Raw genomic sequence first — 15,518 nt, 5'->3', positions numbered from 1 at the left:
AAAATAGTTCATTTTATATTTCATGACCTATTAATTTAGAGAACTTCCAGCTTATTTGTCTTTTCTTTCCGGTTTAGGCAATAATGCTTTTCTAGACAATTTGTATTTTCCTGTCTTTTTATCCACATCGATTAACTTCACTGCAATTTCCTCGCCAGATTCTAGAACACCATCCATGGATTCAAGTCTTTCCCACTTGATTTCAGAAATATGCAATAAACCATCTTTACCAGGCATAAACTCAATAAAAGCACCAAAAGGCATAATGTTCTTAACTTTACCGGTATAGGTCTCACCAATCTCCGGCTGAGCAACGATTGCTTTTATCCTGCCAATGGCAGCGTCCATTGATTCCTGATTATTTGAGAAAATATTGATTTTCCCGATATTATCCACCTCTTCAATAATAACAGTAGCTCCTGTATCTTTTTGGATTTCTTGGATAACTTTTCCTCCGGGGCCGATAACCGCACCAATCAATTCCTTAGGAATCTGCATGTTATAGGACCTTGGAGTATGTGGCTTAAATTCAGGTCTTGCGGATGACAATGTTTTATTGATTTCATCCAAAATGTGTAGCCTTCCTTTTCTTGCTTGGTAAAGCGCCTCTTTCAACACTTCATAATCCAAACCTTCTACTTTAAGATCCATCTGGCAAGCAGTGATACCTTTAGCAGTACCGGTCACTTTAAAATCCATATCTCCCAAGTGATCTTCATCACCTAAAATATCGGACAAAATCGTGTAATTTCCTGTCTCTGCATCAGAAATCATCCCCATCGCAATCCCTGTAACAGGGCTTTTGATCGCAATACCGGCATCCATTAGAGCCAATGATCCTGCACATACAGTAGCCATTGAAGATGAACCATTGGATTCCAATATATCGGAAACTACTCGGATGGTATAAGGATTGTCTTCCGGTGCAGGCAACACTTTCTTAAGTGCGCGCATGGCAAGGTTACCATGACCTACTTCCCTTCTTCCCGGTCCTCTATTTGGTTTAACTTCTCCGGTACTAAAACCAGGGAAATTGTAATGTAAAAGAATTTGTTATAACCCGATAAAACGGCTCCGTCTACCATTTGTTCATCAAGCTTGGTACCTAAAGTACAAGTGGTAATTGACTGGGTCTCTCCTCTGGTAAAAACGGCAGAACCATGCGCCGATGGCAAGTAATCCACTACCGACCAAATAGGTCTAATTTCATCAGGCTCTCTGCCATCTAATCTCTTTTTCTCATTCAAAATTTCTGGCCGCTTCTTTATGAACCTTACCGAAATATCTACCAATGAGGCTTTCATCGTACTCGTGATCTTCTCCAAGGCTTTCTACAAATTTTTCTTTGATGGCCTTTACTAGTTCTGATCTTTCCGATTTGTTAGGAATTTGCCTGCTGACCACATCATACAGACTGTCATACAATTCCTCTTTAATTTTAGCATGAAGTGCTTCGTCATTTACCTCATGACTGTAAGCTCTTTTTCTTCCTTGCCTACAAGCTTGGTCAGTTCTTTTTGAACTTTGCAGTGTTTTTTGATTTCTTCGTGAGCAAATTGCAGTGCCTCTACCATTTCGTCTTCAGAAACCTCATCTCCTTCACCCTCTACCATAAGGATAAATTCTTCAGATCCTGCTACAATTAGTTCCAAAGAAGCCTTTTCTAGCTCTTTAGGGGTAGGATTAATAAATAGATTACCATCAATCTTTGCCACCCTTACTTCTGAGATAGGTCCATTGAAAGGAATATCAGAAACAGCAAGTGCTGCAGAAGCAGCAAGTCCCGCTAGGCAGTCAGGTAAAACGTCTTCATCATAAGACATCAAAGTGATGCTTATGTTGGTATCTGCGTGGTAGTCATCAGGAAAAATAGGCCTAATGGCCCTATCTACCATTCTACTAATTAATATTTCGTAATCAGATAATCTTCCTTCTCTCTTCAAAAATCCTCCAGGTATTTTCCCTGAAGAAGCGAATTTCTCCTGGTAATCTACAGACATAGGGAGAAAATCAACCCCCTCACCTGCTTCTTTTTTAGTTACTACGGTAGCTAGTAGTATAGCTTTGCCCATTTTAATTACAACAGCACCATCAGCTTGTTTGGCCAATGCACCTGTCTCTATGATTATTTCCCTACCATCTTCAAGAGTGATAGTTTTTGAAATTGTATTTGGTAACATATACTTTTGAGTATGTAAAGTGTATAGTTTTAAAAATAAGGCTTAATAACAGAAGGAAGTAAAAAAGTAAGGTCCCTTAAATAAAGGAACCCTACAAGTTATTATTTACGGATACCAAGGTCAGCAATTACATTCCTGTATCTCTCAATATCAATTTTAATAAGGTAATTCAGCAAACGCCTTCTTTTACCTACCAATTTCAAAAGGCCTTTTCTGCTTGAATGGTCCTTCTTGTTGGTCTTTAAGTGTTCCGTCAGGTGCTTAATCCTGTAAGTAAACAGGGCAATTTGTGACTCAGGAGACCCTGTATCACTTTCTGACTTCAACCGACCATGATTCTTGAATAGTTCTACTTTTTCTTCTTTCGCTAAATACATGCTTAGTCAAATATGATGTTAAATTTTTTAAAACAGAGCCAAAGGTAGCTGTTTTATTCCAAATTATAAAACATCTTCTTTTAACTTTTTCCTTGGACCAATTTCTGGTATAATTTAACTATTTTTTCCCAAATTCCTTGGTAAAAATCGGGTTCAAATAATCTTGCGTCCTTTCGTGCTTGTTTTAAAAAGAACAAACCGAAAGGAATCAATGCCATATTGGAGAAAAAAGTTCCAAAAAGCGGATCTGATAAACCTTCCTTCGCCCATTTCTCTCCGGTAATGGTCAGCATATAATACATGATAAAAAAGATAATGGACAACAATACCGGCATTCCTAGCCCCCTTTTTTTATAATTGCTCCCAATGGTGCCCCAATCATGAACATTACGAAACAGGCCAATGACTGCGTATACTTCTGATACCAGGCAACCGTAAAATGCCTGTATTGCCTCATCACTTCATTGATTTGTGTTTTATTCTTGGTGAAATTGTTTTTTATATTTCTTGCTGAAGTAAGCCCTACAGAAGCCCTGGAGTTACGGTATCTTGGCGTTGATAACAAGGAGTCCAGACGTTTTTCTTGATCATCAGAAAGGGTCTGTAGGACCGGTTTCTCCAATTTCAAAGAACTGTTTTTGTTAATATCCCGCATGTCGGGATTTTTATTATTTGCCAAAGCTTTGTCTAAGCTGTCTTTGGATTGGACAAGGGTGTCACTCGATGCTACAGAAGACTTACTGTCCCCCTCTGTGCTAACTTAACCGGCGGAGCAACGCCACCACTTGTATCAGTAGCAGTAGTACTATTGGTATTTTTCCCTCCGGAAGCATTAGAAGATACTGCTGCTGCTGAACCTTCCCCACTTGCCCGCTCAATGTCATCACCTTTTAGAAGCAAGTCATGTTCGGCCTGATACCTTAAATTTTTCAAAGAATCACTTTCCAATTTTTTATCCAAGATATCCTTCGGTGGGGTAAGCTTACGGGATCTACCAAAATAGTTGTAAGAGGCTTCAGTATTGGCATAATTAAAAAAGTGAAAGTGATTGATTTCTCTTTCCATTGAGTCAAGGTCCACCCGTATCTCCCTAATATTTTTAATGGATTTACTGTTGGACCAAAGCTTTTCATCCGTCCGATCAAGTTCAAAAGCATCCAGATTGAAAACCATTTTATTGGTTTCAAATTGTGTTCTACTGAAAGCTTGGGGAACATTCCTTCCTCCTCTTCTTCCCGACCCTTCTTGGTAGCTGTTACCGTGATAAAGGGTCAACATAATGTACCGGTCGTTAAAAAAAGGCTCCATCCTACCTGAATCTGCAGTTATCACATGGAGATTGCCCTGTCCGGAAGTATGGTCATAAATCAATACGTCTTGGAGCCGCACTTCGTCCAATTTATTATTAACCTTAATGCTATATCCCGGTATTCCATTATAAAACACCCCTCTTTGATATCAAAGGCAGGAGATTTCATCCGGATATCATACAATAGACTAAATGTCTTCAGGTTTACCCGAGGAACAATGTAATTATTGGATAAAAATGCCAAAATAGTAACGATGGCGACAAATACACCTATCGGAAGCATTGTTCGGTTAAGGGAAATGCCACTGCTCTTGATGGCGGTTAACTCAAAGTGTTCTCCCAAGTTACCAAAGGTCATCAAAGATGAAAGCAACACCGCCAACGGCAAGGCCATGGGAGAAATGCTTATCACAAAATAACCAATGAGTTCCATATAGACCATAAAAGGCAGGTCCTTCCCAAAAATCTCATCGAAATATTTAAGCATATTCACCGTGAGTAAAATAAAATCTACCACGATAAAAGTAAGCAGAAAAGGACTGAGGAATGACCCCAATACCAGCTTATCTAATTTTTTCATTCAATGCTTTTACTTTTCATTTGTCAACACAAAATAGCCAATCGCCATTCTAGTGGGTATAGGTATCAACGCTATTTGCACCAATTACTGATAGAGATTTACTACTAATTTATGGAAGCATATTTCATCAGCTTACGGTACATGCTTGCTTTGCATTTAAACTGCAGGGTTAAGCCTTTAACAAAATTGAGCATATTAAGTTAAAAATGATAATTTAAAGCCATTTTATCCGCCAATAATCTCTTTGAGCGAACCTATTAATCCTTCCCATATTGATTGCTGCTCCTGCTCGTCAAAGGCATCGCCATATTCTATTACACGAAGATAAATGGTTTGTGTTAATTCATTTTCGTCAAGCTTAAATTCGATGAAAGAATGCTCAGCATCTACACCCTCTTCCTCTTCACCGGGGTCAAAAAACTCAAATTTGACATGATGATTGGTCCGCATAATAACTGCCCGTGCATAATGATCTTCGCCATCATAAATGAAATTGTAAACTTTATCCTCATTAATTACTACATCATCGGCAAACCATTGTGACAATCCACTTGCTGTGCTTAAATATGGATAAATAATCTTTTTGGAGCTATTTATCTGATAATCTGAAACAAATTTGATTTTCTCCATGGCTTTTTTATTCTAGTTGTAAAAAGTGCATTATTTTTTAGGTACTTGATTTGCAATTCAAGGATTATACTCACATATTTGCATTCCCAATTGGCGAGGTAGCTCAGATGGTTAGAGCGCAGGATTCATAACCCTGAGGTCAGGGGTTCAACTCCCCTCCTCGCTACTCATCAAAAGGTCTCTTATATTTAGAGACCTTTTTTTATGCCCTCTCCTTTCATCCAACTCATTTACACATCCTCGTATTGGCGGCATACCTTATGTGGTAAAACACCTCCCTTTTATTAGTTTAGGCTTAAATAATCAAAATAAGGCTAATGGCTTTCAATTGATAGGTAAACCTTGAGTAATATAAGGAAAATTTCAAAAATAAACCTTTTTAAGGTTTGATTCTAAAACTTGGTAATAGGCAAGGCTGGAAACATCTCATAATTAGCTGTATTAAATCCAATATAAATCCAGTTCCGGGTCTTTCTATTGGCTCAACAGAATCAATATTGCTGTGACCTTGCGATTTGAAAACAATTCCTCCAACTGAATACCTTATTTTCACAACATAGCTTTCCAAAAGAAAACATTAATAATAATGGGAGGTAGGCGTCCCTTTTCATCTATCTTCACAAAAAAAACAAACTTTGGTGCAGACAAGTTGCTCAATCGTAGATTGGAAAAAAAGGGCATAAAAAAACCCTCCAAGGAGGGTTTTTAACTATAGCTTAAAAGCTTCTTATTTTACTTTCTCAACGATAGCTTTGAAAGCTACCGGATGGTTCATTGCAAGATCTGCAAGTACCTTTCTATTAAGATCAATCTCCGCTTTTTTAAGCAATCCCATAAATTGAGAGTAGCTAATGCCATATTGTCTGGCTCCGGCGTTGATTCTTTGAATCCAAAGTGCTCTGAATTCTCTTTTCTTTACTTTTCTATCTCTGTAAGCATACTGAAGTCCTTTTTCATACTTGTTTTTTGCTACAGTCCAAACGTTTTTACCTCTTCCGAAGTAACCTTTGGTTGCTTTTAATACTTTTTTCTCCTAGCTCTTGAAGCTACTGAATTGACCGATCTTGGCATTTTTGTTTTAGTTTTTGACTTTTGGTGCTTTCAGTTTTTCTGAAAAGACTTGTTTACCAAAGGCCTGGTGAATTAAATAACCTGATAATTTTTGATTAGATTCTAAGCATTGCTTTTACTCTGCCCTCATCAGACTCATGTACGACTCCCATTTTGGTAAGATTTCTCTTCCTTTTGGTAGACTTTTTAGTCAAAATGTGGCTTTTGAAAGCATGCTTCCTTCTTATCTTTCCAGACCCAGAAAGCTTGAACCTTTTCTTAGCACTTGATTTAGTTTTAACTTTTGGCATTACCGTATATATATTAGTTGAATTATTTCTTACCTGCTTTCGGAGAAACAAATATGTTCATTCTTTTCCCCTCCATTTTTGGTAGTTGCTCTACCTGACCATAGTCTTCTAGAGCCTGAGCAAATTTCAATAGAAGCATTTCCCCTCTTTCCTTAAAAACAATGGTACGGCCAACAAAATGGACATATGCCTTCACTTTGGCACCATCTTTTAAGAAGTTGATGGCATGTTTCAATTTAAAATCGAAATCATGATCATCAGTATTGGGACCAAACCTAATTTCCTTCACTACAGTTTTGGCAGCATTGGATTTGATCTCTTTCTGCTTTTTCTTTTGTTCATATTTGAACTTAGCATAATCGATCACCTTACATACCGGTGGTGAAGCGGAAGGAGAAATTTCAACGAGATCAAGCCCATTTTCCTCGGCCAATGCTACTGCTTTGTCAGTCGCCATAACCGCGTTTCCTCCCTCTACAAAATCTCCTACAACCCTGACCTCTCGGGCCCTAATTTTTGAATTTACTTTATATGGTTCCTCTTGTCTCGGAGTATAAGTTCTTTTTCCTCTCAAAATAGTTATGGTTGTTTTTTAAAGTTTCAGATTGCAAATATCTAATAATTTTTTAAATATTAAAAATCAACAAATTATATTCCTGTTATTTATTCAATGATTCCCTAATGATTCCCTGAAAGAAGTCCACAAATGCGCTCAATTCAAATGAGCCAATGTCACCTTCTCCATGTTTTCTTAGTGATATTTTGTTTTCCTCCTGCTCTTTCTCCCCTACAATCACCATAAATGGAATCTTCTTTACTTCAGCATCCCTGATTTTCCTACCAATCTTCTCATCTCGGTTGTCAATCTCACCTGTTATGTCATTGTCTGCCAATAATGCTTTTACCTTAGAGGCATATTCGGCATATTTTTCCGATATAGGCAAAATCACTAATTGCTCAGGGGCCAGCCAAAGTGGGAAGTTACCTGCGCAATGCTCTATCAATACTGCCACAAATCGTTCCAAAGATCCAAACGGAGCCCTGTGAATCATCACCGGCCTGTGTTTTTGATTGTCTGAACCGGTATATTCTAATTCAAACCGTTGGGGTAACTGATAATCTACCTGTATGGTTCCCAGTTGCCAACTTCTTCCCAAAGCATCTTTGACCATAAAGTCGAGTTTCGGCCCATAAAAAGCCGCCTCTCCGGTTTCTGTCACTGTGTCCAGTCCTTTTTCTTCTGCTGCCTCTATAATGGCTTTCTCTGCTTTATTCCACGCTTCTTCATCCCCAATATATTTTTCCATATTGTCAGGATCTCTCAAAGAAATTTGCGCCGTGTAATTGTCAAAACCCAAGGCCTTGAAAACATACAATACCAAGTCAATTACTTTGATAAACTCTTCTTTTACCTGATCCTGCCTACAAAATATATGGGCATCATCTTGGGTAAAACCACGTACCCTGGTCAACCCATGCAACTCACCGCTTTGCTCATACCTATAGACGGTACCAAATTCGGCATACCTTACCGGGAGATCTTTATAAGACCTCGGCTTATGTTTGTATATTTCACAGTGATGAGGGCAGTTCATTGGCTTCAATAAAAACTCCTCACCTTCATGTGGAGTAGCTATTGGCTGAAATGAATCCTTACCATACTTCTCATAATGTCCGGATGTTTCATACAATGCCTTGTGCCCTATATGAGGAGTGATTACCTGCTGATAACCTGTATGATCCTGTTCTTTCTTTAGAAAAGAAACCAAACGCTCTCGCAATAAGGTGCCTTTGGGCAACCATAATGGCAGTCCTAAGCCAACTTTCTCGGAAAAAGTGAATAACTCCAATTCCCTGCCAAGTTTTCTATGGTCTCTTTTCTTCGCTTCCTCAAGCATGTGAAGGTATTCTTTCAATTCCTTCGCCTTCGGAAAGGTAATGCCATAAATACGGGTAAGCATTTTATTTTTCTCATCCCCTCGCCAATAAGCCCCAGCAATATTCAGCAATTTAACCGCTTTGACATAACCAGTGTGTGGAATATGGGGCCCTCTACACAAGTCTGTAAATCCTCCTTGCTCATAAAAGGTAATGGTTCCGTCTTCTAACCTCTCAAGTAGGTCTAGTTTGTACTCATCCCCTTTTTCCTTAAAATAGCCAACGGCATCCTGCTTGGAAATGTCTTTTCTGACAAATTCATTCTTCTGACGAGCCAACTCTATCATCTTGGCTTCTATTTTTTCTAACTCCGCCCCTTCTAAGGTTTTGTCTCCAAAATCTACATCATAATAAAACCCATTCTCAATAGGTGGGCCTATTCCAAATTTAATACCGGGATATAAGGCTTCCAATGCTTCTGCCAACAAGTGGGCAGAAGAATGCCAAAAGGTAGATTTCCCACCTTCATCTTTCCAGGTAAGCAACTCGATGCTTACATCTTGGTCGATAGCCCTTGTAGCATCCCAAATCTCACCATTGATTTTGGCTGCCAATACATTTCTGGCCAAACCTTCACTGATGCTTAATGCTATTTCTAAACTGGTTACTCCCTTTTCAAAAACCCTGACAGACTGATCAGGAAATGTTACTTTAATCTCATTACCACTACTTGACATGCATTCCTTTTATTTATGATAAATCACCTTTACAAACAGGTGCTTTTAAACTCATTCTTCGCCAAAACCAGTGTATTTTTTACGATTATAGCGCAAGGCCCCAAAAGTAAAGCATTTTCCTGATTTATGAACTGCAAATATGCAAATTCGGCGGGTTAAATAAAAAGATTAGCCCTTGCTTATCTTATTCATTCATTAAAGTAATCAGGAAAAAAATTATTTCCACTTCTTCAACCCGAAATAAACATGCTATGACTCAATCCGGGCTAATCTTCCTATGGCTCAGTAGCCTAAAACCTTCCCCACTCGGAATATTCCAAATAAAAAATAAACTTTCTTTTTTAGCCTCGAAATTATTGCTATTTGCCAACTTTATTGTAGAAAACTCGCAATAGTTTTTTCCACCCGCTATAAGGCTACCTTATTAAATAGAAAAATGGTAACGGACCGATTGAATAACATTAAAATTGTTTAGATTTATCTGAAACAATATGGTTTTAATATTTTGTGAACGAATAAACAAGTTGCTTACCTTCTCATTTTAAAATATGAAAGTACATTCCACCAATTACTTTAATACCTTTATTGAAGTTGCCGCTGATTGCCTGGCAGAAAATGGACAAGTTCCTCCACTAAAGGGCAATAAAAAATCAGTTGCCAATCTTCAATATGAAATGATTACCAAGGAGCCATACCGATTCACTTCAGATGAATTGCTATTTGAAATTTATGCCCTGCGCAATGACCTTAGCCAAAAGGAGTACCCGGAAGCAAGAAACATTTTTTTCTAAGGGCCAACCTTGTTTAAGGGCTTCACCTTTAACCAAAAGATACGGTTTTGGAATCCATAGTGATCATCTTGGTAAAATTGCGCTTTATGGAAGAGAAACCGAGGCCTACGAAAAATTTCTGGAGGACTCATCCATCTCTAAAGTTAAAGCGATGCGGTCAAAAAAGCCTAAACCATGTCTCGAATAACTCATCAAAAGACAGAGTCTCCATCTTCATGTGGAAGAATTCCTAAGGAAATAAATCGATATTAAAGCCGGCAGTCCTTATTTTCTATTATGAAAAAATGCCCGTTTATGGGCTGCAGAATGCTTGACTATCTCTTGGTACCAGCGGTACTTTAACTTTAACTTTTCTGCCTCATTTAATGAATAATTATCCATTGACTCCCCTCCGATTTTTTCCTGAAGTGCATACAGGCAAATGGCTGCACTCACTGAAATATTAAAACTTTCAGTAAATCCTTTCATGGGTATATGCACCAAACCGTCTGCCGCTTCCATGGCCGCTTGACTTACTCCCTCATGTTCATTGCCAAAAATCAGAGCAAGCGGCTGATCTATGGACAATTCACTCACCGGCAAACTACCTTCTCTGGGACTAGTGACCACAACTTTATAGCCATTATGTTTGAGTTGTTTGATACAATCCTCTGTTGCATTTCCCGATGCATTGTCATATTTATGCAAGTCTACCCATTGAGCGGCTCCTCTGGTAACATAGGGATTGATATCATAACTGTTATCGCCCTCAATGACATGAACATCCTGAATACCAAAGCAATCAGCCGTTCTAAGAACGGCTGAGGCATTGTGAGGTTTATAAATATTTTCTAGAACAAGAGTTATGTATCGAGTCCTCTCTCCCAGTACTTTGTCTATCAAAGCTTTTTTATGGGGAGTGACGTAGTCGGAAAGATAGGCTAGAAAAGCCAGTTCATCTTTGTCCAATTGCTCCATAGCGGTATGGGTTAAAACAGCCCTAACTGTTCTTTGTCATCATCTTCTCCTGAACCATTTTTGGATTCCTCCGAATCATTGTTTTTTACGGGGTTCTCCTTTTTCTTTTCCGGTTTGGCTGATTCCACCAAAGAAATATTTATCACTTTATGGTTGCTTAATCGATTGCCGACAGATTTCCATCCTTTTACATCTATCAACATATCCATATCGTAAACCTTTTCTTCTACTTCTTTGTCCAGCTTAAATTTAACTTTTACCTGAGGCTGCTTCTCTGTGGAAACCACGGTTAGCTTGGATTGCTTATGGTCTGAGATAAAGTTAAATTTCTTGTTTAAGGTAGAAGTTTCGATCACGAACCTTTTCACATAATGCATCTTATTTACACCATCATAATAAATGGATGACACCACGCTTTCAGGGTCATATTTTTCGATCAATAATATATTCTCCGGTTCATACCGGTTGGTCAATTCAAAGGTTGTCAACTCATAATTTCCATCTTTATAGAAGACCAATACTTTGTCTTCTCCTAAGAAATTCCCTACAAAGTCTCCTCTTTCATCCGTATTTAACCTACCTACAGAAGGGTCAAAATAAATGTCCAATCCACCCAAAGTAGACACTCCTTCCATTTTAAGTTGAATTTTCCTAACAGGGTATTTTGTGAGGATATTTCCCTTGGCTCCACGTCCTTTGATTTCCAGATCTTTAAAATCGAAGTCAAACACCTTAACCCTTGCCTTGGCCCCGGCAGTAAGGAAAACAGTTACAATTTCTGCTTCCCCATTGGCATTTGCTGTAAAGTAAAGCACTTTAGTTCCTTTGGTACCTTTGGTAAGTACGTATTCTCTATCCCTCGTTACACTTAGTACCTGGAATCTCTTGATCATCGTTCTTCCCGAACCTCCATCCAAATAAATCAGGTTGTATACCATCCTTTCATCCCCTTTCCGGAAGACTGCCACATGGATAATGTCTTTACCTACAAACCCTTTGTCCTGAATTTTGGTTACCATACATATGCCATCTCTTCGGAAAATTATGATATCATCCAAGTCTGAACATTCGCAAACGAATTCATCCTTTTTCAAACCATAGCCTACAAAACCATCGGCCCTGTTTACATACAATTTGGCATTGTTAGCTGCTACGATATTGGCAGCAATGGTATCAAATGTTCTGGCTTCTGTCTTTCTTTCCCTGCCCTTGCCATATTTTTTTAATAAGTCGGAGTAATATTGAATGGCATAATCGGTTAGGTTTTGCAGGTGATGGTTCACTTCCTCTAATTCTTCATTCAGTTTCCTCATCAGCTCATCTGCCTTGAAGGTGTCAAACTTAGAAATACGTTTGATTTTAATTTCGGTCAACCGAATGATGTCTTCCTTGGTGATTTCCCTGTAAAACTCAGGTTTAAATGGCTCAAGGCCTTTATCTATTGTCTCAATAACAGCTTCCCAGGTTTCACATTCCTCAATATCCCGATAAATCCTGTTCTCAATAAATATCTTTTCAAGTGAAGAGAAGAGCAATTTCTCTAACAATTCACTTTTCCTAATTTCCAATTCCTGGTTCAACAAATCCTTTGTTTGGAAGGTGTTGTATTCCAATATTTTGTTAACAGAAAGGAAAACAGGCTTGTCATCAATAATTACGCAAGCATTGGGTGAAATGCTTACTTCACAGTCTGTAAAGGCATACAGCGCATCAATGGTCATATTGGGGGACTGACCCGGTGCCAATTGAACCATTATTTCAACATCCTTTGCGGTGTTGTCAACAACTTTTTTGATCTTTATCTTCCCTTTATCATTGGCTTTGATGATGGACTCAATCAGGAGTTGGTGGTAGTTCCGTAAGGAATTTCTTTGATCAACAAAGTTCGGTTATCGTCTTCTTCTATTTTAGCTCGGACTTTAACTTTCCCTCCCCTAAGGCCCTCATTGTACTCCGAAAAATCGGCATAGCCTCCCATATTGAAATCGGGAAGAATATTGGTTTTCTTTCCTTTTAGGATTTGGATTGAGCCCTCAATCAATTCACAGAAGTTATGAGGAAGGATTTTTGTACTCAAGCCAACAGCAATACCTTCTACTCCTTGTGCCAATAATAAAGGGAACTTAACAGGAAGAGTTACCGGTTCTTTTTTCTTCCATCGTAGGAAAGTTGCCATTCTGTTGTTTGGGGATTAAAAACTACCTCCAGTGCAAACTTGGAAAGCCTCGCCTCAATATACCTGGCAGCAGCAGCTCCGTCTCCGGTTCTAACGTCTCCCCAGTTACCTTGGGTTTCTATCAGCAAGTCCTTTTGCCCTAAATTCACTATGGCATCACCAATGGAGGCATCACCATGAGGGTGGTATTGCATGGATTGCCCTATGATATTGGCGACTTTATTGAAACGGCCATCATCCATTTCTTTCATGGCGTGCATGATCCTGCGTTGTACAGGCTTAAAGCCATCTTCTATCGCAGGTACTGCACGCTCCAAAATAACATAGGAAGCGTAATCCAAAAACCAATCTTGATACATTCCGGAAACAGGCACAACATTCTGTAAGCCTTCATTTCCTTCTATTGGTAAATCTTTTTCTTCACTCATGAATTAACTTCATTTTTACTTGAGTTTTTGAGTAATACCTCAAAACACTTAACGCCTATAAATAGGTTGATATATGAAAAATTTTACTACCGGCAACGGTTCATTATTATGCTTAGGTAAGCCTCAGAAAATAACCTCTGACTTTATTAATTAGCCTCGATCTGCTTAGGTGAAACAGAACTTATAACGGAATATTTACTTCCCCTCTACGCAACTTCCTTTTCTTCGCTATCTTCCCCATTTGCCTTATCCTCTGCTCCCAGATCCAGGTCTTTTTCAACCTTTAAGCGATTAATAATAAATTCTTGTCTGGTAGGAGTATTTTTCCCCATATAGAAGCCAAGCAAATCGGCAATTTTCGTCTCCTTATTTAAGATAATAGGTTCCAAACGGATATTTTCACCAATAAAGCCTCCAAATTCACTAGGAGATATTTCACCTAGCCCCTTGAATCGCGTAATCTCTGACGTTTTACCTAATTTATGTATGGCACGCTGTCGCTCCTCATCAGAGTAGCAATAAATGGTTTCCTTCTTGTTTCTCACCCTAAAAAGTGGTGTATCAAGTATAAAAAGGTGTCCATTTTTCACCAAATCCGGGAAGAATTGTAGAAAATAGGTCATGATCAAGAGGCGAATATGCATACCATCCACATCGGCATCAGTTGCAATTACAATTTTTCTATACCTCAATCCATCAATCCCATCTTCAATATTTAAGGCATGCTGCAAAAGGTTAAACTCTTCATTTTCATACACCACTTTTTTGGTCATCCCAAAGCAATTGAGTGGCTTTCCTCTTAAGGAAAACACAGCTTGAGTCTGCACATTCCTTGACTTGGTGATTGATCCGGATGCTGAGTCACCCTCTGTAATAAAGAGCATGGTTTCATTTTTCTGCTCATCCTTTGCCTTATTGTCATCATAATGAACTCTACAATCTCTTAATTTCTTATTGTGCAGATTGGCTTTTTTGGCCCTCTCATTGGCCAATTTCTTTATGCCTGAGATTTCTTTTCTTTCCCTCTCCGACTGAAGAATTCTTTTGAGAATGGCATTGGCAGTATCCGGATGCTTGTGCAGGTAATTGTCAAGTTCTACCTTCACAAAATCGTTGACAAACGTCCGCAAGGTGGGGCCATCAGGTCCGACGCTGTGAGAGCCTAATTTTGTTTTAGTTTGGGATTCAAAAACAGGTTCCATAACCCTAACCGCAATAGAAGCCACAACACCTTGTCGAATATCTGCGGCATCATAATCTTTTTGAAGAACTCTCTGATTGACCTAACAATGAACTCCTAAATGCGGCCAAATGAGTTCCACCTTGAGTGGTAAATTGGCCATTCACGAAGGAATAATACTCCTCACCATATTGATTGGTATGGGTAAGGGCCATTTCAATATCATTGCCCTTGAGGTGTATGGTCGGGTATCTTCTGCTATCATCATCTACTTTTCGGTCCAACAAGTCCAGCAGACCATTCTGAGAAAAATATTTGACTCCATTAAAATTAATGGTCAACCCACTATTCAGGAATGCATAGTTCCAAATTTGATTTTCAAGGTATTCCGGTATAAAATGGTAGTTCTTAAAGACAGTAGGATCCGGAGAAAAAACAATTTTGGTCCCATTTCTTTCCGAGGTTTTGACCACCGGACGGTCTTCTATCAGTTCTCCTTTATTAAACTCTGCAACTTTTGTTTGACCTTCTCTAAAAGACTGAACCTTAAAATATTCAGATAAGGCATTCACTGCTTTGGTACCAACCCCATTTAATCCTACCGATTTCTGGAATGCACCGGAGTCATATTTTCCCCCGTATTGATCTTGGAAACACAATCGATGACCTTTCCCAACGGAATTCCCCTACCATAATCTCTGATTTCCACTTTGTGCTCGCTGATCTTCACCTCAATGGTTCGACCATTTCCCATCATGTGTTCATCGATACTGTTGTCAAGGATTTCTTTCACCAAAACATATATCCCATCATCTTGTGCACTTCCATCTCCCAGCTTTCCAATGTACATACCCGGTCTTAAGCGGATATGCTCTTTCCAATCGAGGGACTTTATACTATCTTCGGTGTATTGTACGTTTCCTGCCATATTTTA

General features: G+C 38.8%; 8 protein-coding genes, 1 tRNA gene and 6 pseudogenes. 2 read left to right on the top strand and 13 right to left on the bottom strand.

Translation table 11 applies throughout. From position 1 onward, the window contains the following. Nucleotides 1-51: 51 nt before the first annotated feature. The 6 genes and pseudogenes from pnp to WG932_RS29345 form a co-directional block, all read right to left on the bottom strand. Nucleotides 52-2,180 (bottom strand): annotated as a pseudogene (pnp, locus tag WG932_RS29370) (polyribonucleotide nucleotidyltransferase). Nucleotides 2,181-2,281: 101 nt separating this feature from the next. Next, entirely contained in the window at nt 2,282-2,557 is a 276-nt protein-coding gene (gene rpsO, locus WG932_RS29365) for a 30S ribosomal protein S15 (protein ID WP_014021148.1), read from the bottom strand. A gap of 80 nt (nt 2,558-2,637) precedes the next feature. Next, the gene (locus tag WG932_RS29360; RefSeq protein WP_483086258.1) at nt 2,638-2,892 is read right to left on the bottom strand and encodes a hypothetical protein; all 255 of its coding nucleotides are present in this window, start codon (nt 2,890-2,892) and stop codon (nt 2,638-2,640) included. A gap of 2 nt (nt 2,893-2,894) precedes the next feature. After that, the gene (locus tag WG932_RS29355) at nt 2,895-3,236 is read right to left on the bottom strand and encodes a hypothetical protein (protein ID WP_483086257.1); all 342 of its coding nucleotides are present in this window, start codon (nt 3,234-3,236) and stop codon (nt 2,895-2,897) included. Nucleotides 3,237-3,283: 47 nt separating this feature from the next. Beyond that, nucleotides 3,284-4,446, bottom strand: a pseudogene (locus tag WG932_RS29350) (LptF/LptG family permease). Between the two features lie 225 nt (nt 4,447-4,671). After that, nucleotides 4,672-5,076 carry an START-like domain-containing protein gene (locus WG932_RS29345; protein WP_149394310.1) on the bottom strand — a complete coding sequence of 135 codons (405 nt, stop codon included), beginning with the start codon at nt 5,074-5,076 and terminating at the stop codon, nt 4,672-4,674. Between the two features lie 92 nt (nt 5,077-5,168). Between WG932_RS29345 and WG932_RS29340 the strand changes: the two genes are divergently transcribed. After that, nucleotides 5,169-5,242, top strand: a tRNA-Met gene (locus WG932_RS29340). A gap of 561 nt (nt 5,243-5,803) precedes the next feature. Here the strand turns inward: WG932_RS29340 and rplT are convergent. The 4 genes and pseudogenes from rplT to thrS form a co-directional block, all read right to left on the bottom strand. Continuing rightward, nucleotides 5,804-6,147: pseudogene (gene rplT, locus WG932_RS29335) on the bottom strand (50S ribosomal protein L20). A gap of 95 nt (nt 6,148-6,242) precedes the next feature. Continuing rightward, the gene (gene rpmI, locus WG932_RS29330; RefSeq protein WP_014021144.1) at nt 6,243-6,437 is read right to left on the bottom strand and encodes a 50S ribosomal protein L35; all 195 of its coding nucleotides are present in this window, start codon (nt 6,435-6,437) and stop codon (nt 6,243-6,245) included. A 22-nt stretch (nt 6,438-6,459) separates the two neighbouring features. After that, nucleotides 6,460-7,011: a translation initiation factor IF-3 gene (infC, locus tag WG932_RS29325; RefSeq protein ID WP_014021143.1), complete on the bottom strand. Its 552-nt coding sequence runs from the start codon at nt 7,009-7,011 to the stop codon at nt 6,460-6,462. Between the two features lie 85 nt (nt 7,012-7,096). Next, a complete protein-coding gene (gene thrS / locus WG932_RS29320) occupies nt 7,097-9,052 on the bottom strand; it encodes a threonine--tRNA ligase (RefSeq protein WP_483086256.1) in 1,956 nt (651 codons plus the stop codon). A 548-nt stretch (nt 9,053-9,600) separates the two neighbouring features. Here thrS and WG932_RS29315 point away from each other — a divergent pair. Beyond that, nucleotides 9,601-10,030 (top strand): annotated as a pseudogene (locus tag WG932_RS29315) (DUF6157 family protein). Nucleotides 10,031-10,107: 77 nt separating this feature from the next. Here WG932_RS29315 and WG932_RS29310 read toward each other — a convergent pair. The 3 genes and pseudogenes from WG932_RS29310 to WG932_RS29300 all read right to left on the bottom strand — a co-directional run bounded on the left by WG932_RS29310 (nt 10,108) and on the right by WG932_RS29300 (nt 15,512). Next, the gene (locus tag WG932_RS29310; RefSeq protein WP_483086255.1) at nt 10,108-10,800 is read right to left on the bottom strand and encodes a TrmH family RNA methyltransferase; all 693 of its coding nucleotides are present in this window, start codon (nt 10,798-10,800) and stop codon (nt 10,108-10,110) included. Between the two features lie 11 nt (nt 10,801-10,811). Beyond that, nucleotides 10,812-13,404, bottom strand: a pseudogene (locus tag WG932_RS29305) (DNA gyrase/topoisomerase IV subunit A). Nucleotides 13,405-13,610: 206 nt separating this feature from the next. Then, nucleotides 13,611-15,512, bottom strand: a pseudogene (locus WG932_RS29300) (DNA topoisomerase IV subunit B). Nucleotides 15,513-15,518: the final 6 nt, after the last annotated feature.

Source organism: Cyclobacterium sp. SOCE241 (assembly GCF_056867545.1).
The sequence above is the reverse complement of the archived record's forward strand: the minus strand, read 5'-3'. Positions and strand labels throughout refer to the sequence as shown.

Coding starts and splice junctions, on each gene's coding strand:
- WG932_RS29310 (WP_483086255.1), bottom strand. CDS start 10,800: ATGGAGCAATTGGACAAAGATGAACTGGCTTTTCTAGCCTATCTTTCC.
- rpsO (WP_014021148.1), bottom strand. CDS start 2,557: ATGTATTTAGCGAAAGAAGAAAAAGTAGAACTATTCAAGAATCATGGT.
- WG932_RS29360 (WP_483086258.1), bottom strand. CDS start 2,892: ATGCCGGTATTGTTGTCCATTATCTTTTTTATCATGTATTATATGCTG.
- rpmI (WP_014021144.1), bottom strand. CDS start 6,437: ATGCCAAAAGTTAAAACTAAATCAAGTGCTAAGAAAAGGTTCAAGCTT.
- thrS (WP_483086256.1), bottom strand. CDS start 9,052: ATGTCAAGTAGTGGTAATGAGATTAAAGTAACATTTCCTGATCAGTCT.
- WG932_RS29345 (WP_149394310.1), bottom strand. CDS start 5,076: ATGGAGAAAATCAAATTTGTTTCAGATTATCAGATAAATAGCTCCAAA.